Below are 22,060 nucleotides of genomic sequence, written 5' to 3'. Positions count from 1 at the left end.
GAGCGCCCCTCCGACGGCCGAGTCGTTTTCTGACGCGGCATAGGTACGCACCAATCAGGCACCTGCTTTCCGGGGACGCGCATATTCCATGCCGTCCTGCGGCTTGGAAGGAATTGGTCCCGTGCAATCCGCTCACCCACCCCGACCCCCTTACCCCCCACGCCCCGGATCGAGCCCGGGAGAGTCCGACCGCACTCTTCTGGCCCGGCTCGGTGAGAAGAGCACGGACGGTCACGCCGTCGCCCTGTTGATGGCGCGGCACTGGCAGGCGACCTACGCGTACTCGGTCATCTGTCTCGCCTCCTGGTCGCCTTCGGCCTCCATGGCGGCCGCCGCGGCTTTCGACCGGGTGCTGAGCCGACCGGGTCAGGGCGCACTGCGTCCCCAACTTCTCGTAGCGGTGAGGGAGTTCGTCAAGGAGTGGGCCGCGGACGACGATATCTCCGCCGTACTGCCGGAACTCCGCAAGACGATCGGTGGCCGTGGTCTACGCGCGGCGAGGTCCGTCACCCCGGAAAGGCGGCAACTCGCCGAACGCGCATTCCGGGCTCTTCCCGGTGCCTCCCAATGCCTGTTGTGGCATGCCGAGGTCGAGGCCGAACCCATATCCGTACCGGCCGGTCTGCTGGGTGTGGACACGGCCCGTGCGGCCGCCGCCCTGGAGCAGGCGCGCGAGCAATTCCGCGCCGGTTGCGTCCGCGCCCACCGGGAACTCGCGCCCACCAGTGAATGCCGTTTCTACAACCGTCTCCTGGATGTCCCGATTCGCCGGGGCGGAGACCTTCTGCCCGATGTCCGTAAACATCTGTCGGAGTGCCGGTACTGCCGTCATGCCGCCGAACAGCTCAGCCATTTCGAGGGCGGTCTGGAGGTGCTGCTCGCCGAGACGGTGCTCGGCTGGGGCGCCCACCGGTATCTCGAATCCCGGCCCGCCCGGGCCGCCGACCGCCCGGCCCCCGCGCTGCACGGCGCGGCCCGCCCCCGGCCCGGCGGACGCCACCGCCCCGCGAACGGGGGGCAGCCGCGCCGCCACACCAAGACCGTGCTCGTGGGCGCCGGCCTGACCTCCCTCGCCCTGCTGGCGACGGTGCTCGTGGCCAAGGGCTGGTCCGACGACGGCGTGCCCACGTCCAACGTCACCTGGGGCGCGGCGACCGGAAACACCGTGCGGCCGAGCCCCGTGGAGAACTCGCGCTCCGCCGGCTCCCCGTCCCCCGCCTCCGTGGGCGATCCCGTCGAGGTCGGCCACGGCCGGCTCCGCACCATCGACGCCGGGCTGTGCCTCGACACCTCCGACGGCCGGACCGCCGACGGCGTCGAGGCCGTGCTCGCCACGTGCTCCACCGCCGGGTCCCAGCAGTGGTCGTACCAGGACGACGGCCTGCTGCGCAGCGCCGCCGATCCGAGGCTCTGCCTCGACTCGGACGCCGGGAAGGGGTCCGTCGTGGTCGCGGACTGCCAGGGGCAGGTGGGCGAGGTGCACTACGACCTCACCGTGCGCGGCGAACTGCTGCTGCGCCGGGGCAAGGGGCTGCTGGTCGCGCCGGGCAAGGGCGACACCGTGGTCGTCACCGAACGGGACGGCTCGAAGAAGCAGCGGTGGGCCCTGGAGTTCGCCGACGGGAGCGGGCCGACGGGGCAGGAGACCCGGCTGCCGAAGGACGCGGAGACGGGCGGTCCCTCCGTCGGGCCGGACGGGAAGCCGGTGGGCCCGGACGGGGAGCGGCTGGGGCCGGACGGGAAACCGCTGGGGCCGGACGGGAAGCCGGTGGGGCCGGACGGGAAGCCGCTCGCTCCGCCTCTCGCCACGCCCCCCGGCGCCGACGGGCACCCCGACAAGGGGACCGACCAGGACCAGGCGCCCCCTTCGGACCAGCAGGGCACGCCTCCGGGTCACTACGAGACCCGCGTGGCGCAGGTCGACGACAGCGACTCCGGCCCCCGCTCCGACGCCGGCGGCAACTCCGGTTCGGGGACGGCGGCCGCCGGGGCGGAGGCCGCGGTCGGCGCGGTCGTGGACACCGTGACGTCGGTGACGGCACCCCTCTCGTCGGGGCCGGTAGCCGTCACCTCGGCCGTGCGGGACGCGCTGCCGTAGCGCACGCGACACCGGCATCGGGGCCGCCCTGCCGGAGGCGGCCCCGGCGGGTGCGCGCCGAGGTCCGGTGAGCCGTTGCTCCGGACGGCGGTTCACGTGACCCGGTAGGCTGCCACGGCGCGCGCCGGAACGTGGCGCGTGCCGGAACGTGACTCAGGAGGAACCGGCGTTGCACGTCCAGGAATGGCTCGACACCGTGCCCCCGGCCGCCGTCTACGCCCTGGTGGGCCTGGTCATCGGCCTGGAAAGCCTGGGCATTCCGCTCCCCGGCGAGATCATCCTGGTCTCCGCCGCGCTGCTCTCCTCGCAGCACGCGGGCATCAACCCCGTGGTGCTCGGCGCGTGCGCCAGCGTCGGGGCGGTGGTCGGTGACTCCATCGGGTACGCGATCGGGCGCAAGGGCGGACGACCCCTGCTCGCCTGGCTCGGCAACAAGTTCCCGAAGCACTTCAGCGAGGGCCATGTCGCCACGGCGGAGCGGTCCTTCGAGAAGTGGGGCATGTGGGCGGTGTTCTTCGGCCGCTTCGTCGCCCTGCTGCGGATCTTCGCCGGACCGCTCGCCGGTGTGCTGCGGATGCCGTACTGGAAGTTCCTGATCGCCAATGTGCTCGGCGGGATCGTCTGGGCGGGCGGCACGACCGCCGTCATCTACTACGTCGGCATCGTCGCCGAGTCCTGGCTGAAGAAGTTCTCCTGGCTCGGGCTGGTGCTGGCCGTGCTGATCGGGCTCACCTCGATGCTGGTGCTCAAGCGCAAGGCGGCCAAGGCCACGGCGACGGCGGCGGCCCAGAAGCAGGCGGCCGAACCGGAGACCGTCCCGGCCGCCGACTGATCCTCACGGCGTCTCGTGCACCTCGTGGTGCGCCTTGGCCAGATCCGCGTACAGCGTGCCGTTCAGGGTGACCCCCTGACGCTCCTCCTCCGTCAGCTCCCGCCGGACCTTCGCGGGCACGCCCGCCACCAGTGAACCGGGCGGCACCCGCATGCCCTGCGGCACCAGCGCCTGGGCCGCCACCAGGGAACCCGCGCCGATCACCGCGCCGTTCAGCACGGTCGCGCCCATGCCGATCAGGCAGTCGTCCTCGACCGTCGCGCCGTGCACGACCGCGTTGTGGCCGACGGAGACGCGCTCGCCGATCGTCACCGGGAAGCCGGGGTCGGCGTGCAGCGTGCAGTTGTCCTGGATGTTGCTCCGGGCGCCGACTGAGATGTGTTCTACGTCGCCGCGGGCCACCGCGCCGTACCAGAGGCTGGCCCCCGCCTGGAGCGTCACGTCCCCGATCACCGAAGCGGTGGGCGCCACGAAGGCCGCTTCGTCGATCGCCGGTTCCCTTCCGCCGATGCCCGTGATCAAAGCCTTGTGCGCCATTTCGCCTCCTGGTTTCGGGATATCCCGAACCGTACGCCATCCGGTGGGGCGAAGATCACAAGCCCCGCCTCTCATCCGGGCGCCCGGTGCTCAGTACGGTGAGCTCGTGCCGAAGAGCAAGAACACGTTCTCATCCTGGCGGGGCCGCCTCGTCCAGCGTGCCGTCCACGCGGGCTGGGCCTGGGTGCAGCGCACCGGCTCCGTCACCGCCGAGCGCCCGGGAGGCTTCCGCTTCGGCGCGCTGGGTGCGCACAGCCGGCTGGCCTTCCCGCTCGGCACGGTCTTCGGCGAGCCCTGGATCCATGTCGGCTCCCACTGCATCGTCGGCGAGCAGGTCACCCTGACCGCGGGCCTCATGCCCGACCTCGACCTCGGCCCGGAGCCGATCCTGCGCATCGGCGACGGGGTCGTGCTGGGGCGCGGCAGCCATGTCATCGCCGACACCACGGTGACCATCGGCAGCGACTGCTACTTCGGGCCCTACGTCTACGTGACCTCGACGAATCACTCCTACGACGATCCCCACGAGCCCATCGGCAAGCAGTGGCCGCGGATGGAGCCGGTGGAGATCGGGCCGGGGTGCTGGATCGGGACCGGGGCGGTGATCCTGCCGGGCGCGCGGATCGGACGGAACGTCGTGGTCGCCGCGGGGGCGGTGGTGCGGGGTGTGGTGCCGGACCATGCCGTGGTGGCGGGGGCGCCGGCGCGGGTCGTACGGCGGTGGACGGAGGGGGAGGGGTGGCAGCCGCCGCTGCGGACTCCGGCTCCGGTACCGATCCCTCCGGGGGCTACCGCGGATGAGTTGAACGCGTTGGCGGGGTTGGACGAGGAGGCTGTGGCGAGGTTGGCGGAGCTGGACTGAGGGCTTGTGGAGCGCCCAAGGGGGTGCCGGGTCGGTCGTGGGGCGGCTGCGGGTGGTGGGGGCTGGTCGCGCAGTTCCCCGCGCCCCTGAGTGGGTTGCCGTGTCAGCCTGTTGCCAGGAGGACCGTGCCCAGCAAGGCCAAGCCCGCACCCGCCGCTTGGAGCGTCCGTAGGCGTTCGTTCAGGAGGCCGCGGGCTGCCAGGGCCGTTACCACCGGGTAGAGGGAGGCCAGGACCGCGGCCACCGTGATCGGGCCGTGCTGGGCGGCGATCGCGTAGGTGCCGTTGGCCGCGACGTCCGCCAGGCCGACGAAGGCCAGTGCGGGGAGGGAGTGCCAGGGGAAGCCGGTCGGAGGGAGAGCGGGGGTGCCGCGCCTCACCGAGACGTACAGGGCCGCCCCGCCGACGCCCACATTGACCAGGCGCTGCACGAACAGGGCCAGGAACAGGCCGGTGACGGTCGTGGACGCCTCCGCGATCAGGGCGAACACCGTGCCGAAGCCGAGGGCCGCGATCAGGGTCAGGACGATGGCCTGACGTTGTACCGGGGCGCCGCGCAGCTGGGGCCCGCCCGCGAGGACCACTCCCGTGACGGCGACCGTGATCCCCGCGGCCTGCATCATCCCGGGACGTTCGCCGAGGAAGAGTCCGACGCCGACCGGGACCGCCACGCTCAACGTGCCCAGCGGGGAGACGACACCCATCGGGCCCAGGGCGAGCGCCTTGTAGAAGCAGATCAGGGCGACCGGTCCCGCCAGACCCGCGGCGAAGGCGAACCAGAGGCGCGGTCCGGCCTCGCTCCAGCCGCCCGTCACCACCACGACCGCCCCGAGGACGGCCGCCGCGATCCCCTGCGACACGACCACCACCGTGAGCGCCGGGAGCCGTCGGGTCAGCACGCCGCCGCCGAAGTCGGCCAGGCCCCACAGCAGGCTGGTGGCCAGGGCGAAGAATGCCGTCACGGGTTGCCTCGCAGTACAGTTCGGTGAACGATCGGGTGCACCCCACCGTAGTTCATTCGGCTGCACTAAGTCATACAGAATATTGGACGTGACGTGTCGGACCTCGACCTGCTGACCCAGTCCCTGGCGCGCAACGTCAAGCGCTGGCGGACCGAGCGCGGCTTCACCCTGGACGCCCTCGCGGCCCGAGCCGGGGTCAGCCGCGGCATGCTGATCCAGATCGAGCAGGCCCGCACCAACCCCAGCCTCGGAACCGTCGTGAAGATCGGCGACGCCCTCGGCATCAGCATCACCACCCTGCTCGACTACGAGCAGGGCCCGAAGGTGCGGGTCGTCCCGGCCGAGCAGGTGGTGCGGCTGTGGAGCACCGAGGCGGGCAGCTGGAGCCGGCTCCTCGCGGGCACGGAGGCGCCCGGCCCGCTGGAGATGTGGGAGTGGCGGATGATGCCGGGCGAGAGCAGCCGGTCGGATCCGCACCCCGTCGGGACCGTCGAGATCCTGCATGTCACGGAGGGCGAGATGACCCTGACCGTCGACGGGGTCGAGCACCGGGTCCCGGCCGGGGCCAGCGTCACCTTCGAGGCCAACGCCGAGCACGTGTACGCCAACCAGGGCGATGTCCCGGCTCGCTGGATGCTCGCCGTCTCGGTGCCGGGCGTGTCCTGAGCGGCTGTTAGCGTGCCGCCATGGACGCACCCCTCGGACACTTCGACCACGCCGCCCCCGCCCCGGACGCCCTCGACGAGCTGATCGGCCCGGTCGCCGACGCCGTACGCCACTGGAGCGGCAGCGTCCCCGCCGAGCAGATCGTGTACGTCGACACCGACCCCCGGTGGGCCGACACCGCGGTCTTCGTGGAGCACTACGGCCGGGAGCTCCTGGAGCGGTCGGCGAACTGCGTGGTCGTCGCGGGCAGGCGGGGCGGCGAGACCACGCTCGCGGCGTGCGTGGCGCTCTCCACCACCCGGGTCGACGTCAACGGTGCCGTCCGCCGCCAACTCGGCGTCCGCAAGGCCTCGTTCGCCGCCATGGACACCGCGACGGGGGAGACCGGCATGGAGTACGGCGGCATCACCCCGCTCGGACTCCCCGCCGACTGGCCGGTGTTGGTCGACCCGGCCGTGGTGGACCTGCCGTACGTCCTCGTCGGCAGCGGGCGCCGGCGCGGGAAGCTGCTGGTGCCGGGGAAGGCGTTCGCCGAACTGCCCGGCGCGGTGGTGCTGGAGGGGCTGGGCGTCGCCTGACCTCACACGTGGGCATGGTGGGCGAGGGCGTGGTGCGGGTCCGTCTCGCCCGGTACCGGGGCCGGATCGGCGTGCACCAGTGCCGCGGTGAGGCGTGGCACGGCGTGCAGCAGGGCGTGCTCGGCCTCGACGGCGACGGCATGCGACTGACGTACCGTCATCTCCCCGTCCACCACGACCGCCACCTCCGCGCGCAGCCGGTGCCCGATCCAGCGCAGCCTCAACTCGCCCACTCCGCGCACCCCTTCGACGGTCCGCAGCGCACTCTCGGCCCGGTCCACCAGGGCCGGATCGACGGCGTCCAGCACCCGCCGGAACACCTCGCGTGCCGCGTCCCGCAGAACGAGGGCGATAGCTGCCGTGATCGCCAACCCCACGATGGGATCGGCGAGTTGCCAACCGAGGGCGGAGCCGCCGGCGCCGACGAGCACGGCCAGTGAGGTGAACCCGTCGGTGCGGGCGTGCAGTCCGTCCGCCACCAGCGCCGCCGAGCCGATCTCCCGGCCCACCCGGATGCGGTGGCGGGCCACCCATTCGTTGCCCGCGAAGCCGACCAGCGCGGCCGCGGCGACCACCGGGACATGGGCCACGGGACGCGGGTCGAGCAGCCGGTCGATCGCCGCCCACCCCGCGAAGGCCGCGCTCGCCGCGATGGTCAGCACGATCGCGATGCCCGCGAGGTCCTCGGCGCGGCCGTAGCCGTAGGTGAAGCGGCGGGTGGCGGCGCGCCGGCCGAGGACGAAGGCGATGCCCAGCGGTACGGCGGTCAGCGCGTCCGCCGCGTTGTGCACGGTGTCACCGAGCAGCGCGACGGACCCCGACACGGCCACCACCGCCGCCTGCGCGAGGGCCGTCGCACCGAGCACCGCCAGGGAGACCCACAGCGCGCGCATGCCGCGCGCCGAGGACTCCAGGGCGGCGTCGAGCTTGTCGGCGGTCTCGTGGGAGTGGGGGGTGAGGAGGTGGGAGAGGCGGTGGCGGATGCCGGGACGCGCGTGTTCGTGCGGATGAGCGTGATGGTGAGGGTGGTCGTGGTCGCTCACGTGGTGCCCCTTCCTGTGTGCGGGAGTGGACGGACCGCGCCCACGGGACCATTATGTGCGTATGAGCGCACGCATGCACCTGTCACCTGCGCACGATGCGCACCCGCGCACCCCCGGCGAGGAGCAGTTCGCCCTCGCCGCCGAGCTCCTCGCCCTGCTCGGCGACCGCACCCGCCTCACCCTGCTGCACGCGCTGACCGGGGGAGAGGCCGATGTCACGACCCTCACGGAGGCGTGCGGGGCGGCCCGGCCCGCCGTCAGCCAGCACCTCGCGCGGCTCAGGCTCGCCGGTCTGGTGACCACGCGGAAAGAGGGGCGCCGGGTGATCTACGCCCTGCGCGACGGCCATCTGCGCCGACTGGTCGACGAGGCGCTGAACGTGGCCGACCACCGGCTCAGCGACCGGCCCGTGCACGACTGAGGGCTCAGTACGTGGCCGCCGTACCGAGGTACTGCTCCGCGAACGCGGCGGCCGCCGCGGGGGAGGTGAACAGGCGGCGGAGGCGGGCGAAGGTGGTGCCCGCGCGGTACTCGTCGCCCGAGGAGGTGCCGTGGTAGACCTCCGAGAGCCACTGGGAGAACTCCTGGTAGTCCCACACGCGCCGCAGACAGGCCTCCGAGTAGCCGTCGAGGCCGCTGCCGTCGCCCTCGCCGAGGTAGGCGACCAGGGCGTCGCCCAGCAGGAAGGCGTCGTGCAGGGCGAGGTTCATGCCCTTCGCCGCGATCGGCGCGGTCAGGTGCGCGGCGTCGCCGGCGAGGAAGAGGCGGCCGAACGTCATGGGTTCCACGACGTAGTTGTGCATGTCGAGGACGCGCTTCTCGATCAGTCGGCCCTCGGTGAGCGGCGGGGTGCCGTCCGCCCCGAGTCGCAACTGGAGCTCGCTCCAGACCCGTTCGTGGGACCAGTTCTCCGGGTCGTCGCCGGGCGGGCACTCCAGGTAGTAGCGGGTGACCTCGGGGCTGCGGGCCATGTGCCCGGCGAAACCGTGCGGGTGGATGCCGAACAGGACGCAGTCGGAGGACGGCGGCGCCTCCGCGAGCAGTGCCAGCCAGCCGATGCCGTAGTCGTGCCGGGAGACGGTGGTGGTCGGCGGCAGGACCGTGCGGGTCACCCCGCGCGCGCCGTCGCAGCCCGCCACGAACTCGCACTCCACCAGCTGCCGTTGACCCGTCTCGGGATCGGTGTACGACACGGAGGGCCGGGCCGTCTCCAGGTCGTGCAGCTCGATGTCCCGGACCCCGAACCGGATCTCGCCGCCCCGCACGTCGGCGTACTCGCGCACCAGGTCCGTCACCAACAGCGGCTGCGGATAGACGAAGTGGTGCTGTCCCGTCAGCTCGCCGTAGGCGAAGCGGAAGCGGTCGCCGGCGAAGCGGAACTCGCACTCGGTGTGCAACTGGGCCCGCTCCAGCAGGGTGTCGGCGAGACCGCGCCGCTCCAGACCGCGGACGGCCCACTCCTCGATGACCCCGGCACGCGGCCGCTGCTCTATGAACGCGCGGGTCTCCACCTCCAGGACGAGGCAGTCCGTGCCCGCGGCCCGAAGGATGTTGCCGATCGTGAGTCCGGCGGGCCCGGCGCCGACGATGACGACCGGAAAGCGCTGTGGCGCACCGGAGTTGGGGTGGGAGGTCACCCGCACATTATGTCGGCGGCCCACGGCACCGGGCAGGGAGGACCGGGTGCCTCCCCACGCGGAGACACCCGGTCCGCACCCCCCTCGGGTCTCAGTGCGCGGGCGCGTCCGTGACGACGACCTCCTCGATGCTGCGCTCGATCTCCGCCGCCGGGGACGCGGTGGCCCGGGCCCAGTAGTAGATCACCAGGGAGAACACCGCGATGAGCAGGATGTCCCACCACAGCGCGATCCGGCCCGAGCCGCCGCCGAAACCGCCCTGCCACGAGATCAGGCCCATGCCCACCAGGTAGACCGGCAGCCACTGGGCGGCCTTCCAGTTCATGCGCGGCGCGCCCGGCAGCTCCTTGGCGAGGGCGTACAGGGCGTAGCCGCCGAGCAGCAGGTAACCGAGCACGATCGCGATGCCGAGCCGCCACAGCGTGTGCCAACCCGCCCAGTAGATGATGAGGTTGGCGACCACGAACGACACCGGGGACAGGATCGAGCCCGCGGGCAGCCGGTAGGGCCGCTCGTACCGGGGCAGTCGGTCGGTGAAGACGCCGTACGCCAGCGGGGCGCCCGCGTACATCAGGACGCTCGCCGAGGTGATGAAGCTGACCAGCTGCTGCCAGCTCGGGAAGGGCAGGAAGCAGACCACGCCGGTCACGAAGGAGATGGCGAGACCGAACCACGGAACGCCCCGGTGGTCGGTGCGCTCGAACAGCTTGGGCGCGTAACCGTTCCTGGACAGGCCGTAGGAGACCCGGGAGGTCGCGGTCGTGTAGATGAGGCCGGTGCCGCCCGGTGAGATCACGGCGTCCAGGTAGAGGACCACGCCCAGCCAGCCGAGGCCCACGAGCGTCGCGAGACCGGCCCAGGGGCCGCTGATGCCGGGGTAGTCCAGCTTCGCCCAGCCGTGCGCGAAGGAGCTGTGCGGCAGCGCGCCGATGAACACGACCTGGAGGAGTACGTAGATGACGGCGCCGATGGCGACCGAGCCGATGGTCGCGCGCGGCAGGTCACGCTCCGGGTTGCGGCTCTCGCCGGCCAGTTGGATCGCCTGCTCGAAGCCCAGCAGGGCGAAGATGATGCCGCTGGTGCTGATCGCGCTCAGCACACCCTTGGCGCCGAACGGCGCGAAGCCCTCGGAGTGGAAGTTGCCCGGGTGGAAGTTGCCGACCGCGATGATGAAGATGGTCGCCAGGGGCACGGCGATCTTCCACCAGGTGGCGGCGCTGTTGGTGTGCGCGAGCACCCGTACGCCGAGGAAGTTGACCACCACGAAGACGGCCATGAGGACGATGGCGACGAGGAATCCGCTCGTGGTGAGCGTCTTGTCGGCGTGCTGGAATCCCCGCGCCCACGACCAGTGCCCCGCATAGCCGATCATCGCCTCGACCTCGATCGGCGCGACGGTCGCCGCCTGGAGCCAGGAGAACCAGCCGAACGACATTCCGGCGAGGCCGCCGAAAGCGTAATGCGGATATCGGGCGGTGCCGCCCGCCACCGGGAACATTCCGCCGAGTTCCGCGTGCACGAGGGCGAGCAGCACGATCGCCACCGCGCCGATGATCCACGAGATCATGGCCGCGGGTCCGGCCACGACGACCGCCTCCTGGGCGCCGTACAGCCAGCCGGACCCGATGATGGAACCGACCGAGGCCCACATGAGCCCGATCAGCCCTATGTCCCGCCGCAGGCCGCCGCCGGGCGTCCCCTTTGTCTCAGGTGCCGAATCGACGCTTACCATAATTTAGGGCGCCTCTCACGAATTACACATATTTGCTGTGCGGGCGGCCCCAGATTACGAATCAACCGCCTTTGGGTTAAAGGCGGTTGTCGCATATTTGACTTCTTTGCTATGAATTCCTTGCGAGCGTTTCAGGAATTCGGGAGGGAATCAGCCCAGGCGGGGGATCTCGATCGCCGGGCACTTGTCCATGACCATCTCCAGGCCCGCGGCGCGGGTGCGGTCGTATGCCGGCTCGTCGATGACGTCCAGCTGGAACCACACGGCCTTGGCGCCCTTGGCGACCGCCTCGTCGGCGACGGGTCCGGCGAGGTCGCTGTTGACGAACACGTCGACCACGTCGACGTCGAAGGGGATCGCGGCCAGGGACGGGTAGCCCTGCTCGCCGTGCACCGTCTCGGCCTTCGGGTGCACCGGCACGATGCGCTTGCCGTACCGCTGCAGGACGTCGGCGACGCCGTAGGCCGCGCGCCGCTGGTTCGAGGACAGGCCCACGATGGCCCAGGTGTCACCGAGCTCGGTGAGGATCTTGCGGATCGTTGCCGGGTCGCCGTACACGCTCGGCCTCCTTGGGATTCGTGCGGGGGTTCGCTGTGGCCGACAACAGCGCGTCGGGCCCGGTGATTCCTCGCCCCCGCGGTAGTTCACGGGCGGGGGAGGACCGTACCGCCGGGTCCGGGCCGCCCGGTCGTGTCGGTTTCCGTGTCCGAATCCGCGCCACCTGCCCCCGCCGGGCCCGCCGCCCGCCTACGCTCGCCCCGTGCTGCGCATCATCGACGCCCGAACCGGCGAGTCCGTCGACGCCGTCCCCGCCCGCAGGGGCCTGACCCGAGTCGAGGTCCACGTACCGGGCTACGACGCCTCCGCCCTCCGTGTCCTGCTCGTCGCCGACGTCCTCCTGCGCGCCCTGGAACTCGGCGGCACCCCCGTGTGGGCACTGCTCACCGCGGACCGGGACCAGGCCGAACTGCACGCGGGTGCCTCCGCCCTCGGTATCCGGCCCTTCGAGGACCTGTGGGAGGTCGGCCCCGTGTGGGGCGAGTCGCAGGTCGTCCACGTGGTGGGGGAGGGCGGCGCGACGCCGGACGGCGTACGGGTCGTCGTCGCGCCCGTCGAGCCGCCGGGGCTCGCCGGGGGCACCGGCCCAGCGGGCGTCGTCGCGTCCGTCGAGGCCTCGGGCAAGGTGGCCGGCACCGAGCCCGCCGTGGTCCGGCTGGCCCTGCTCACCCCGCCCCGGAGCACGCCCGCGCGGCTCGACGCGAGCGCCCTGGGCCAGGCCCAGGAGACCCTCGTACGCTGGCGTCGGGGCGTCGCCGCGTGGGCGCGGCAGCCGTCGCGGCCCGTCCCGGACGAGGTGCGCGGACGGCTCCGGACCGCCTGGGAGGACGACTTGGACGTACCCGAAGTGCTGCGCGTGCTGCGGTGGGTCGAGGAGTCGGAGCTGCCGGAGGGCGCCCGTTTCGAGACGTACGCCTACGCGGACCGGCTGCTCGGCCTCGAACTCACCCGTGACCTGGGATGCCCGTCATGATCGAGCGTGCCGGAGCGGGCCCGCTGCGCCGCCTCGTCGTCCTCAGACACGCCAAGTCCGCCTGGCCCGCGGGGGTCGCCGACCACGAGCGACCGCTCGGACCGCGCGGGCACCGGGACGCGCCGGAGGCGGGCCGTGTCCTCGCCGCGTCCGATCTGCTCCCCGACCTCGCCCTGTGCTCCACCGCCGTGCGCGCCCGGCACACCTGGGAGCTGGCCTCCGCGCAGTGGGGCACCCCGCCGCCGGTGCGGTTCGACCCGGAGCTGTACGGGGCCGACGTACCGGAACTGCTGGCGGCCGTGCGCGCGACGCCGCCCGAGATCGTCACGCTCCTGCTCGTCGGGCACAACCCCGGCCTGGAGGAACTGGTCCTGACACTGGCAGGGGACGGACTCGACGACTCGCTGGAGGAGGTGCGGGTGAAGTTCCCGACGTCGGCGATCGCGGTACTGGCGTGGCACGGGACCACCTGGCGGGCCCTGGACCCGGGGTCGGCGCTGCTCACGTCGGTGATGGTGGCGCGGGGGAGGAAGTGACCCCGGCGGCGCGGGCGTCGTAGCGCGGTCCCGGCCGGCCCGGCTGCCGGGGGAGGTGCGGCCGGCCGCAGCCCCCCCCGGCCGGAGGCCCCGGGCCGCCCCTGACCACGGACTAGGCTGGCCGGATGCAGGACGAGTACCGCACAGTGGCCCGCGCGGGTGTGCACGAGACCGAGGTCAACCGCTCCCGCTTCCTGTGCGCCCTCGCTCCGGCGGCCACCGAAGAGGAGGCGCAGGACTTCGTCGCGGCCGTCCGCAAGGAGCACGCCGACGCCAGCCACAACTGCTACGCGTACGTCATCGGCGCCGACGCCGCGATCCAGAAGGCGAGCGACGACGGCGAACCCGGCGGCACCGCAGGCGTCCCCATGCTCCAGATGCTGCTGCGTCGCGACATGCGTTACGTCGTCGCCGTCGTCACCCGTTACTACGGCGGCGTCAAGCTCGGCGCGGGCGGCCTCATCAGGGCGTACGGCGGCGCGGTCGGCGAGGCCCTGGACACCCTCGGCACCCTCACCCGCCGCCGCTTCCGCCTCGCGACCGTCACCGTCGACCACCAGCGCGCGGGCAAGGTGCAGAACGACCTCCGGTCGACCGGCCGCGAGGTACGGGACGTCCGCTACGGCGAGGCCGTCACCATCGAGATCGGACTTCCCGACGCGGACGTGGAGACGTTCCGCGGCTGGCTCGCGGACGCGACGGCGGGGACGGCTCGGTTCGAGCTCGGAGGAGAGGCGTACGGAGACGCCTAGTTGTGCTTTTTCGGGCATAACGGGCCTGGCGGAGTGTGGTCATGACGGGTCGATACGGGAGTAACCGCTCGTGATGTCAGACCCGGCCGTTAGGGTCGGGGATCATGAGGCTGCTGCACACTTCCGACTGGCATCTCGGCCGGGCCTTCCACCGGGTCTCCATGCTCGGGGCCCAGGCCGAGTTCATCGGTCACCTCGTCGCGACCGTGCGGGAGCGCGGGGTGGACGCGGTGGTCGTGTCGGGGGACGTGTACGACCGCGCGGTGCCGCCGCTGGCCGCGGTCGAGCTGTTCGACGACGCGCTGCACCGGCTCGCCGACCTCGGCGTGCCCACCGTGATGATCTCCGGGAACCACGACTCGGCCCGTCGCCTGGGCGTCGGTGCCGGACTGATCGGGCGCGCCGGTGTCCATCTGCGCACGGAGCCCGCCGCGTGCGGGACGCCGGTCGTGCTGACCGACGCGTACGGTGACGTGGCGTTCTACGGCCTTCCCTATCTCGAACCCGCCCTCGTGAAGGACGAGTTCGGGGTGGAGAAGGCGGGGCACGAGACCGTGCTCGCCGCCGCCATGGACCGTGTCCGCGCCGAGCTCGCCACCCGCGCGCGGGGCACCCGGTCCGTCGTCCTCGCCCACGCCTTCGTCACCGGCGGCGAGGCCAGTGACAGCGAGCGGGACATCACCGTCGGCGGGGTCGCCGCCGTGCCCGCCGGCGTCTTCGACGGGGTCGACTACACCGCCCTCGGTCACCTGCACGGCAGCCAGACCATCACCGAGCGCGTGCGCTACTCCGGCTCGCCGCTGCCGTACTCCTTCTCGGAGGCCGACCACCGCAAGAGCATGTGGCTGGTCGACCTGGACGCCGAGGGCGCCGTCACCGCCGAGCGGGTCGACTGCCCCGTGCCGCGCGCGCTGGCCCGGATCCGGGGCACGCTCGAGGAACTGCTCGCCGATCCCCGGCTCGTGCACCAGGAGGAGGCGTGGGTCGAGGCCACCCTCACCGACCCGGTCCGCCCCGCCGAACCCATGGCCCGGCTCAGCGAGCGGTTCCCGCACACCCTCAGCCTCGTCTTCGATCCCGAACGGGCGCCGGACGACCCCGACGTGTCGTACGCGCGGCGGCTGGCCGGACGCAGCGACCAGGAGATCGCAGAGGACTTCGTGGCCCATGTGCGCGGCGCCGGACCCGACGAGCGCGAACAGGCCGTGCTGCGCGAGGCGTTCGACACCGTGCGCGCCGACGAGGCCGTCCGGGAGGTGGCGCGGTGAGGCTGCACCGGCTCGACATCACCGCCTTCGGCCCCTTCGGCGACTCCCAGACGGTCGACTTCGACGAACTGTCCGCGGCCGGACTGTTCCTGCTGCACGGCCCGACGGGCGCGGGCAAGACCTCCGTGCTCGACGGGGTCTGCTACGCCCTCTACGGCGCCGTACCGGGCGCCCGGCAGAGCGGTCAGGGCCTGACCCTGCGCAGCGACCACGCCACGCCGGGCACCCGCACCTCGGTCACCCTGGAACTCACCGTCGCCGGACGGCGGTTGGAGATCACCCGGCAGCCGCCCTGGGAGCGCCCCAAGAAGCGTGGCACCGGCTCCACCCTCGACAAGGCCCAGAGCTGGCTCCGCGAGTACGACGGCACGGCCGGGACCTGGAAGGACCTGAGCCGGTCCCATCAGGAGATCGGCGAGGAGATCACCCAGTTGCTCGGCATGAGCCGCGAGCAGTTCTGCCAGGTCGTGCTGTTGCCCCAGGGCGACTTCGCGCGCTTCCTGCGGGCCGACGCCGAGGCCCGCGGCAAGCTGCTGGGCCGGCTCTTCGACACCCACCGCTTCGCCGAGGTCGAGAAGCGGCTGGCGGAGCGCCGCCGCACGGCCGAGGCGCAGGTGCGGGAGGGCGACGCCGCCCTGCTGGCCGACGCGCACCGCATGCAGCAGGCCGCCGGTGACGCCATGGAGCTGCCCGAGCTGGCCCCCGGCGAGCCCGGGCTCGCCGAGGCCGTCCTGAGCGCGGCCGCCGTCGCCCGCGTCACCGCCCGGGAGCGGCTGACGATCGCCCACTGCGGGCTCGCCGCCGCCGAGTCCCGTCAGGCCGCCGCCGAGCGCGACCTGGCGGACGTACGCGAAGTCGACCGGCTCCAGCGGCGGTTCGCCCAGGCACGCGAGCGTGCCGCGCTGCTGGAGGAGCGCGCCGACGGCTACCACCAGGCGCAGGCCCGGATGGAGCGGGCGCGCAAGGCGGAGGCGGTGGCGCCCGCGCTGGAGCTGCGGGAGGCCGCCGAGGACGAGCACCGGAATGCCGCCGCGGCCGAGGCACGCGCGCGTGGGCTGCTGCCGGAGACCTTCGCGGAGGCCGGTGCCCCCGGACTCGCCGCCGCCGCACGCCGGGCCGCCGAGGAACTCGGCGGGTTGGACTCGGCCCGGCGTGCCGAGCAGCGGCTCGCCCAGCTCGTCGCGGAACGCGCCGACCTGGAGCACGAGGAGCGGTCCGACGAGGACGTCCTCCAGGAGGCCGAGACCTGGCTCGCCGGGTGGGAGGAGTCCCGCGCGGGACTCCAGCAGGGCGTCGAGTCCGCCCAGGAGGCGGCCACCCGCGCCGAACAGCTCGCCGTACAGCGGGAACCCGCCCGCAAGCGGCTCGCCGCCGCACGGCAGCGCGACGAGTTCGCCCGGGACACCGACGACGCACAGCGGCAGGTGATCGAGGCGACGGAGCGCGCCCTGAAGGCCCGCGCCGAGTGGCTGGAGGTCAAGGAACAGCGGCTGAACGGCATCGCCGCCGAACTGGCCGCGCAACTCACCGACGGCGAGCCGTGCGCGGTCTGCGGCGCCGTCGAGCATCCCGCGCCCGCCCGCAAGGACGCCGGCCACGTCGACCGGGAGACCGAGGAGCGAGCCCTCGCCGCCTCGCAGCGCGCCGACGAACAGCGCGCCGAGGCGGAGCGGCGCCTGGCCTTCGTGCAGCGGGCCCTGGCCGCCGCCCAGGGCGAGGCCGGTGACACCTCCACCGAGGAACTCGCCGTCCAGGTCGAGGAGTTGGAGCGCGAGTACACCCAGGCGCGTGGCCTCGCCTCCGCCCTGCACACCGCGACGGAACAGCTGCGGCAGGCCGAACGGGAACGCGAGCGACGCCTGACCGCCCAGCAGGAGGCCGCCGTACGCACCGCCTCGCGCGGCGCCCGCCGGGACGCGCTGGACCGGGAACGGACCACCCTGGAAGCCGAGTTGGCCGAGGCGCGGGGTGCGGCCGCCAGCGTGGCCGTGCGCGCAGCCCAGCTGGAGCGGCAGGCCGCGCTGCTCACCGATGCCGCCGACACCGCGCGCGTCGCCGAGGACACCGCCCAGCGGCTCAAGGACGCCGACGCCCGGCTCGCCGACGCCGCCTTCCGGGCCGGCTTCGACACCCCGCGGGCCGCGGCCGCCGCCCTCCTCGACGACGCGGCCCACCGCGACCTCCAGCAGCGGCTGGACGCCTGGCAGGCCGAGGAGGCCGCCGTCCGGGCCGTACTCGCCGAGACCGACACGGCCGAGGCGGCCCGGCGACCGGCCGCCGACGTGCCGGGGGCGGAGCGGGCCGCTGCCGAGGCGGCCCGCCGGGTCCGCGAAGCCGCCTCCGAGTGCGACGCCGCCGCCCGGCGCTGCGCCGAGCTCGACCGGCTCTCCGCCCGTGCGGCCACCGGTCTCAGACAGCTCGCCCCGCTGCGTGAGGAGTACGACCGGGTGGCCCGGCTGTCCGCCCTCGCCGCCGGCACCTCCGCGGACAACGAACGCAAGATGCGCCTGGAGTCCTATGTCCTCGCGGCCCGACTGGAGCAGGTGGCGGCCGCCGCGACCGTACGCCTGCAACGGATGTCGTCCGGCCGCTACACCCTCGTCCACTCCGACGACCGCTCCGGGCGCGGCCGCAGCGGGCTCGGGCTGCATGTGGTCGACGCCTGGACCGGGCGGGAGCGGGACACGGCCACGCTGTCGGGCGGCGAGACGTTCTTCGCCTCGCTCGCCCTGGCCCTCGGCCTCGCGGACGTGGTCACGGACGAGGCGGGCGGGGTCCGGCTGGACACCCTCTTCATCGACGAGGGCTTCGGCAGCCTCGACGACCAGACGCTGGACGAGGTCCTCGACGTGCTGGACTCCCTGCGGGAGCGCGATCGCAGTGTCGGCATCGTGAGTCACGTGGCGGATCTGCGGCGGCGGATCCACGCCCAGCTGGAGGTCGTGAAGGGGCGGACGGGGTCGGCGCTCAGACAGTGCGGCGGGGGCTGAGGTCAGCGGCCCAGCGGCCGCCGGGGCAGCGGCGAGGAGTACACCACGCTCGTGGTCACCGAGCCCAGCGTGCCGATCCGGCCCGACACCTCCTCCAGGTGGCGCATCGAGCGGGCGGCGACCTTGATGACGAAGCAGTCGTCACCCGTGACGTGGTGCGCTTCCAGGATCTCCGGCGTCACCGCGACCAGGTCGTGGAAGGGCTTGTAGTTGCCGTTGGGGTACCTGAGGCGGACGAACGCCAGGATCGGAAGGCCGAGCCGGTCGGGGTCCACGACGGCGGCGTACCCCTGGATGACGCCCGCCTCCTCCAGCCGTCGCACCCGCTCGGTGACCGCGCTCGGCGACATCGAGACGGCGCGGGCCAGCTCGGCGAAACTGGCCCGGCCCTCCCGCTGGAGGACATCGAGGATGCGCCAGTCGGTGGCGTCCGGGGAATACGCGGTCATGCCCGAGAGATAGCAGGGGAATCCCCGGCGCGGCAAGGTCCACGCCGGGGAATCCCCCTTCCCGGCCGCGATCATGGACCGTAGATTTCCTGCCATGACGACAACCCAGACCCTCACCGCGAACCCCGTCCTGCGTGTCGCCCCCGCCGCCCCGGCCGAGGCCGCCGCCTACTTCCGGGCCAGCCTGGTCTTCCACGCGGACGTCTCCGACGTCGCCGCCGCGCTCGGGGCCGACGGGGACCCCGGCTTCGTCGTCCTCGACTCCCGCTCCACCGCCGCCTGGGACCAGGGCCACGTCCCGGGCGCGGTCCACCTGCCCACCGCCCTCATCCCGGAACAGGCCGAGCAACTCCTCGACAGATCCGTGCCGGTGGTGACGTACTGCTGGGGCCCGGGCTGCAACGGCGCCACCCGCGCCGCGCTCGCCCTCGCCGAACTCGGCTACCAGGTCAAGGAGATGCTCGGCGGCTTCGAGTACTGGGTGCGCGAGGGCTTCGAGTTCGAGACCTGGGAGGGCCGTGAGCGGCGCGCCGCCGACCCGTTGACCGCACCGACCGACGCCGAGGACTGCGGCTGCTGAGCCTCGTGGAATTCAGTGGGGTTCCTGTGCAGGTGCAACCCTGAGGTTCCGGTGCGTGTAGGTTCTGGCCCATGGTGCGATACGCGGAGCCGGGCGCGGTGGAGTGGGTGGAGTCGGGCGGCGGCCCGCTGATAGCGGTACCGGAGACGGTGCTGCCGTTCTGGGCGGGCGCCGACGGCGACGAGACGGCCTCCGACTACGACCGGGCCTGCGAAGTCGACGGCTGCGTGGGCCTGTTGCCGGTCGGCGACGCGGCCGCCCTGGTGCTCGGCGACGAGCCCGCCTCGACCTCCTACCTCCCCGACCACGACACCTTCGTACGGTGGTGCGCCGCCGACTCCGAGGACGAACTCCTCGCCGAGGTGCCCAACGCCCTCGCCACGGCCGCCTGGGAGGAGGAGGTGAGCTGGGCGGTACCCGGCCCGGTCGTCCTCTTCGACGCGGCCTGGCCCGGCAACGACTCGGTGAACACCGACCACTTGAAGGTCTCGCTCGCCCCCGGCCGGTACGCGGTGCGCGCGGCCAACGTGCGCCCCGGCCCCGAGACCTGGCTGGGGCTCGTCCAGTTGCGGCGACTGCCCGACTGAGGACCGTTCACGCACGCTACCGAGGCGGCCGGGAGGACCGAACCGCCCGCACGCTACCGAGGCGGGCCGGAGGACCGAACCGCCCGCACGCCACCGAGGCGGGCCGGAGGACCGGCCCGCCTCGGCGTGCGGCTGACGGGGCGCACCCCGGGTCACCGACCCCGGGAGCGCCCCGCGAGGTGCGTCAGAGCCGCGCCAGCTCGTCGACCAGGTCGTCCAGGCCGAGCGAGCCCTGCGACAGCGCCGCCATGTGCCAGGCCTTGAGGTCGAAGGCGTCGCCGTGCCGCTGCCGCGCCTTCTCCCGGCCGAGCAGCCAGGCCCGCTCACCGAGCTTGTAGCCGATGGCCTGGCCGGGGATCGTGAGGTAGCGGGTCAGCTCGCTCTCCACGAAGTCCGCCGGACGGCTGCTGTGCGCGCCGAAGAACTCCTGTGCCAGCTCGGGAGTCCAGCGCTCGCCCGGGTGGAAGGGGGAGTCCGCCGGGATCTCCAGCTCCAGGTGCATGCCGATGTCGACGATGACCCGGGTGGCCCGCATCATCTGCGCGTCGAGATAGCCGAGCCGCTGCTCCGGATCCGTGAGGAAGCCCAGTTCGTCCATCAGCCGCTCCGCGTACAGCGCCCAGCCCTCGGCGTTGGCGCTGACCCCGCCCACCGCGGCCTGGTAGCGGGACAGGTTCTCCGCGACATGGGCCCACTGCGCGAGCTGGAGGTGATGGCCGGGGACACCCTCGTGGTACCAGGTCGAGACGAGGTCGTAGACCGGGAAACGGGTCTGGCCCATCGTCGGCAGCCAGGTGCGGCCGGGACGCGAGAAGTCCTCCGACGGAGGCGTGTAGTAGGGCGCCGCCGCACTACCGGGCGGGGCGATGCACGACTCCACCCTCCGCACCCGCTCGGCGAGTTCGAAATGGGTGCCGTCGAGCGAGTCGATCGCCTGGTCCATCAGGCCCTGGAGCCAGTCGCGGACCTCGTCGACGCCGTCGATGTGCTTGCCGTGCTCGTCGAGGTGGGCGAGCGCCGCCCACGGCGTCGCGGCGCCGGGCAGGATCTTCTCGGCCTCCTGCTTCATCTCGCCGAGCAGCCGGTGGTACTCGGACCAGCCGTACGCGTACGCCTCGTCCAGGTCGAGGTCGGTGCCGTTGAAGTAGCGCGCCCAGCGGGCGTACCGCTCGCGGCCCACCGTGTTCGGGGCGCCCGCGATCGTCGGCGCGTACACGTCCCGCATCCAGTCGCGCAGCTCCGCCACGGAGGCGGTCGCGGCGCGGGCGGCCTCGTCCAGCTCGGTGCGCAGCGCGTCGGGGCCCGCCGCCGCGAAGTCCTCGAACCAGCTCCGGCCGTGGCCGTCGGTGTCCGCCCACTCGGTGAGCTGCTCGACGAACGTGGCGGTCGGACGGGGGGCCGCGTACAGCTTGCGCTCCAGGCCGAGCGCGAGGGACTCGCGGTAACCGGCGTACGCGGCCGGCACCGCCCGCAGCCGCTCGGCGATCGCCGCCCAGTCCTCCTCCGTCTCCGTAGGGGTGACGGTGAAGACCTCGCGGATCGAGTGCGCGGCCGTGGCCATGTTGCCGACCGAGCGCAGCCCCTCCTCGGCCTCGTGCACGGCGAGTTCGGCGGTCAGCCGCTCCCGCAGCAGCCGGCCGCACCGGCGCTCGATGTCACTGTCGGCGCCGGGCTGCCGCTCGGCCTCGTCGAGCTTGGCGAGGGTGGCCCGCGCAAGCTCCGCGAGCGCCTCCTGGCCCGCCGGTGAGGTATCGGGAAGCTTGCTCGAACTCTCCTTCACACCGAGATAGGTACCGGTGACCGGATCGAGGGCGATGAGCTCGTCGACGTAGGCGTCGGCGACCTGACGGGGCAGCGGGATCTGGGTCTCAGACATGCGGTCCATCCTCATACGCGGACCGCGCGGGAGTCACCCCGATTCCGCTGTCGGCGTGGCAGGCGGAAGGAGCGGCCCGCAGTCCCACTGCTGGAAGATCAACCGTGTCTCCACCCGGGCCACCTCACGGTGTGCCGTGAACTCGTCGAGCACCAGCCGCTGGAGGTCCGTCATGTCCGCGACGGCCACATGCACCAGGTAGTCGTCAGGACCGGTCAGATGGAACACGGTCCGTGACTCCGGCAGCGCCCGGATCCGCTCCACGAACGGCCCCACCAGCTCCCGCCGATGCGGCCTGACCTGCACCGACAGCAGCGCTTCGAGGCCCCGGCCGAGCTTCGCCGGATCCAGCCGCAGCTGATGGCCCAGGATCACGCCCGAGCGGCGCAGCCGGGTCACCCGGTCCAGACAGGTCGACGGGGCGACGCCGACCTGCGCGGCGAGATCGCGGTAGGTGGTCCGTGCGTCGTTCTGGAGCAACCGCAACAGATGCAGGTCCACCGGATCCAGTACGACGGATTCGGCCATCCGCCGAACGTAGCACG

The 22,060-nt window shown here is 72.8% G+C and carries 22 protein-coding genes; 13 read left to right on the top strand and 9 right to left on the bottom strand.

From position 1 onward, the window contains the following. Window positions 1-250: 250 nt before the first annotated feature. The gene (locus tag AC2XR2_RS06645; RefSeq protein WP_491514563.1) at window positions 251-2,098 is read left to right on the top strand and encodes an RICIN domain-containing protein; all 1,848 of its coding nucleotides are present in this window, start codon (window positions 251-253) and stop codon (window positions 2,096-2,098) included. Window positions 2,099-2,267: 169 nt separating this feature from the next. Next, on the top strand, window positions 2,268-2,930 hold the full coding sequence (locus tag AC2XR2_RS06640; protein WP_381300765.1) for a DedA family protein: 663 nt from the start codon (window positions 2,268-2,270) through the stop codon (window positions 2,928-2,930). Between the two features lie 3 nt (window positions 2,931-2,933). On the opposite strand, the gene AC2XR2_RS06635 is transcribed toward AC2XR2_RS06640, so the two are convergent. Continuing rightward, window positions 2,934-3,467: a gamma carbonic anhydrase family protein gene (locus AC2XR2_RS06635; protein WP_491514562.1), complete on the bottom strand. Its 534-nt coding sequence runs from the start codon at window positions 3,465-3,467 to the stop codon at window positions 2,934-2,936. A gap of 106 nt (window positions 3,468-3,573) precedes the next feature. Between AC2XR2_RS06635 and AC2XR2_RS06630 the strand changes: the two genes are divergently transcribed. Next, window positions 3,574-4,329, top strand: a complete 756-nt coding sequence (locus AC2XR2_RS06630; RefSeq protein ID WP_330268332.1) for an acyltransferase — start codon at window positions 3,574-3,576, stop codon at window positions 4,327-4,329. A 103-nt stretch (window positions 4,330-4,432) separates the two neighbouring features. Here AC2XR2_RS06630 and AC2XR2_RS06625 read toward each other — a convergent pair whose 3' ends face one another. Continuing rightward, the gene (locus AC2XR2_RS06625) at window positions 4,433-5,290 is read right to left on the bottom strand and encodes an EamA family transporter (protein WP_491514561.1); all 858 of its coding nucleotides are present in this window, start codon (window positions 5,288-5,290) and stop codon (window positions 4,433-4,435) included. Between the two features lie 93 nt (window positions 5,291-5,383). Between AC2XR2_RS06625 and AC2XR2_RS06620 the strand changes: the two genes are divergently transcribed. Further along, the gene (locus AC2XR2_RS06620) at window positions 5,384-5,956 is read left to right on the top strand and encodes a helix-turn-helix domain-containing protein (protein WP_330268334.1); all 573 of its coding nucleotides are present in this window, start codon (window positions 5,384-5,386) and stop codon (window positions 5,954-5,956) included. Window positions 5,957-5,976: 20 nt separating this feature from the next. Next, a complete protein-coding gene (locus AC2XR2_RS06615; RefSeq protein ID WP_449348578.1) occupies window positions 5,977-6,534 on the top strand; it encodes a YbaK/EbsC family protein in 558 nt (185 codons plus the stop codon). Window positions 6,535-6,536: 2 nt separating this feature from the next. Here AC2XR2_RS06615 and AC2XR2_RS06610 read toward each other — a convergent pair whose 3' ends face one another. After that, window positions 6,537-7,577, bottom strand: coding sequence for a cation diffusion facilitator family transporter (locus tag AC2XR2_RS06610; RefSeq protein ID WP_449348579.1), 1,041 nt, complete (start codon window positions 7,575-7,577; stop codon window positions 6,537-6,539). 61 nt (window positions 7,578-7,638) lie between these two features. On the opposite strand from AC2XR2_RS06610, the gene AC2XR2_RS06605 reads away from it, so the two are divergent. Next, window positions 7,639-7,998: an ArsR/SmtB family transcription factor gene (locus AC2XR2_RS06605; protein ID WP_391193989.1), complete on the top strand. Its 360-nt coding sequence runs from the start codon at window positions 7,639-7,641 to the stop codon at window positions 7,996-7,998. 4 nt (window positions 7,999-8,002) lie between these two features. Here AC2XR2_RS06605 and AC2XR2_RS06600 read toward each other — a convergent pair whose 3' ends face one another. The 3 genes from AC2XR2_RS06600 to AC2XR2_RS06590 all read right to left on the bottom strand — a co-directional run bounded on the left by AC2XR2_RS06600 (window position 8,003) and on the right by AC2XR2_RS06590 (window position 11,504). Continuing rightward, entirely contained in the window at window positions 8,003-9,214 is a 1,212-nt protein-coding gene (locus AC2XR2_RS06600; protein WP_449348580.1) for a 4-hydroxybenzoate 3-monooxygenase, read from the bottom strand. 91 nt (window positions 9,215-9,305) lie between these two features. Beyond that, window positions 9,306-10,946, bottom strand: coding sequence for an APC family permease (locus AC2XR2_RS06595; RefSeq protein WP_491514560.1), 1,641 nt, complete (start codon window positions 10,944-10,946; stop codon window positions 9,306-9,308). 150 nt (window positions 10,947-11,096) lie between these two features. Next, on the bottom strand, window positions 11,097-11,504 hold the full coding sequence (locus AC2XR2_RS06590) for a CoA-binding protein (RefSeq protein WP_449348582.1): 408 nt from the start codon (window positions 11,502-11,504) through the stop codon (window positions 11,097-11,099). 202 nt (window positions 11,505-11,706) lie between these two features. Between AC2XR2_RS06590 and AC2XR2_RS06585 the strand changes: the two genes are divergently transcribed. From AC2XR2_RS06585 to AC2XR2_RS06565, 5 genes are all read left to right on the top strand, one after another. Next, entirely contained in the window at window positions 11,707-12,477 is a 771-nt protein-coding gene (locus AC2XR2_RS06585; RefSeq protein ID WP_491514559.1) for a hypothetical protein, read from the top strand. Beyond that, window positions 12,474-13,013 carry a SixA phosphatase family protein gene (locus tag AC2XR2_RS06580; protein ID WP_381300744.1) on the top strand — a complete coding sequence of 180 codons (540 nt, stop codon included), beginning with the start codon at window positions 12,474-12,476 and terminating at the stop codon, window positions 13,011-13,013. Before AC2XR2_RS06585 ends, AC2XR2_RS06580 begins: the two co-directional genes overlap by 4 nt. 125 nt (window positions 13,014-13,138) lie before the next feature. Then, the gene (locus tag AC2XR2_RS06575; RefSeq protein ID WP_491514558.1) at window positions 13,139-13,765 is read left to right on the top strand and encodes a YigZ family protein; all 627 of its coding nucleotides are present in this window, start codon (window positions 13,139-13,141) and stop codon (window positions 13,763-13,765) included. Between the two features lie 104 nt (window positions 13,766-13,869). Continuing rightward, complete coding sequence (locus tag AC2XR2_RS06570) at window positions 13,870-15,033, top strand: exonuclease SbcCD subunit D (RefSeq protein WP_491514557.1); 1,164 nt, start codon at window positions 13,870-13,872, stop codon at window positions 15,031-15,033. Next, entirely contained in the window at window positions 15,030-18,023 is a 2,994-nt protein-coding gene (locus tag AC2XR2_RS06565) for an AAA family ATPase (RefSeq protein ID WP_491514556.1), read from the top strand. The genes AC2XR2_RS06570 and AC2XR2_RS06565 overlap by 4 nt, the downstream gene beginning before the upstream one ends. A 2-nt stretch (window positions 18,024-18,025) precedes the next feature. On the opposite strand, the gene AC2XR2_RS06560 is transcribed toward AC2XR2_RS06565, so the two are convergent. Beyond that, window positions 18,026-18,472: an Lrp/AsnC family transcriptional regulator gene (locus AC2XR2_RS06560; RefSeq protein WP_330268346.1), complete on the bottom strand. Its 447-nt coding sequence runs from the start codon at window positions 18,470-18,472 to the stop codon at window positions 18,026-18,028. A gap of 94 nt (window positions 18,473-18,566) precedes the next feature. On the opposite strand from AC2XR2_RS06560, the gene AC2XR2_RS06555 reads away from it, so the two are divergent. Together AC2XR2_RS06555 and AC2XR2_RS06550 are read left to right on the top strand one after the other, a co-directional pair. Then, window positions 18,567-19,052 (top strand): rhodanese-like domain-containing protein, encoded by a 486-nt coding sequence (locus AC2XR2_RS06555; RefSeq protein WP_381300738.1) that lies wholly within the window; start codon window positions 18,567-18,569, stop codon window positions 19,050-19,052. 71 nt (window positions 19,053-19,123) lie between these two features. Then, window positions 19,124-19,639, top strand: coding sequence for an immunity 21 family protein (locus AC2XR2_RS06550; protein ID WP_381300736.1), 516 nt, complete (start codon window positions 19,124-19,126; stop codon window positions 19,637-19,639). A gap of 184 nt (window positions 19,640-19,823) precedes the next feature. On the opposite strand, the gene AC2XR2_RS06545 is transcribed toward AC2XR2_RS06550, so the two are convergent. Continuing rightward, window positions 19,824-21,515 (bottom strand): DUF885 domain-containing protein, encoded by a 1,692-nt coding sequence (locus AC2XR2_RS06545; RefSeq protein ID WP_491514555.1) that lies wholly within the window; start codon window positions 21,513-21,515, stop codon window positions 19,824-19,826. Window positions 21,516-21,548: 33 nt separating this feature from the next. Further along, complete coding sequence (locus AC2XR2_RS06540; protein ID WP_330268350.1) at window positions 21,549-22,043, bottom strand: Lrp/AsnC family transcriptional regulator; 495 nt, start codon at window positions 22,041-22,043, stop codon at window positions 21,549-21,551. Between the last annotated feature and the right edge of the window lie 17 nt (window positions 22,044-22,060).

Source organism: Streptomyces sp. LS-MS-L19 (genome assembly GCF_058382285.1).
Note: the sequence above shows the minus strand (reverse complement) of the source record. Positions and strands in the feature narration are given on the sequence as shown.

Bases quoted from the DNA above. Each gene is read 5' to 3' on its own strand.
- AC2XR2_RS06545 (WP_491514555.1), bottom strand. From the start codon at position 21,515: ATGTCTGAGACCCAGATCCCGCTGCCCCGTCAGGTCGCCGACGCCTAC.
- AC2XR2_RS06595 (WP_491514560.1), bottom strand. From the start codon at position 10,946: ATGGTAAGCGTCGATTCGGCACCTGAGACAAAGGGGACGCCCGGCGGC.
- AC2XR2_RS06635 (WP_491514562.1), bottom strand. From the start codon at position 3,467: ATGGCGCACAAGGCTTTGATCACGGGCATCGGCGGAAGGGAACCGGCG.
- AC2XR2_RS06575 (WP_491514558.1), top strand. From the start codon at position 13,139: ATGCAGGACGAGTACCGCACAGTGGCCCGCGCGGGTGTGCACGAGACC.
- AC2XR2_RS06555 (WP_381300738.1), top strand. From the start codon at position 18,567: ATGACGACAACCCAGACCCTCACCGCGAACCCCGTCCTGCGTGTCGCC.
- AC2XR2_RS06580 (WP_381300744.1), top strand. From the start codon at position 12,474: ATGATCGAGCGTGCCGGAGCGGGCCCGCTGCGCCGCCTCGTCGTCCTC.
- AC2XR2_RS06560 (WP_330268346.1), bottom strand. From the start codon at position 18,472: ATGACCGCGTATTCCCCGGACGCCACCGACTGGCGCATCCTCGATGTC.
- AC2XR2_RS06615 (WP_449348578.1), top strand. From the start codon at position 5,977: ATGGACGCACCCCTCGGACACTTCGACCACGCCGCCCCCGCCCCGGAC.
- AC2XR2_RS06550 (WP_381300736.1), top strand. From the start codon at position 19,124: ATGGTGCGATACGCGGAGCCGGGCGCGGTGGAGTGGGTGGAGTCGGGC.
- AC2XR2_RS06605 (WP_391193989.1), top strand. From the start codon at position 7,639: ATGAGCGCACGCATGCACCTGTCACCTGCGCACGATGCGCACCCGCGC.
- AC2XR2_RS06570 (WP_491514557.1), top strand. From the start codon at position 13,870: ATGAGGCTGCTGCACACTTCCGACTGGCATCTCGGCCGGGCCTTCCAC.
- AC2XR2_RS06540 (WP_330268350.1), bottom strand. From the start codon at position 22,043: ATGGCCGAATCCGTCGTACTGGATCCGGTGGACCTGCATCTGTTGCGG.
- AC2XR2_RS06645 (WP_491514563.1), top strand. From the start codon at position 251: ATGGCGCGGCACTGGCAGGCGACCTACGCGTACTCGGTCATCTGTCTC.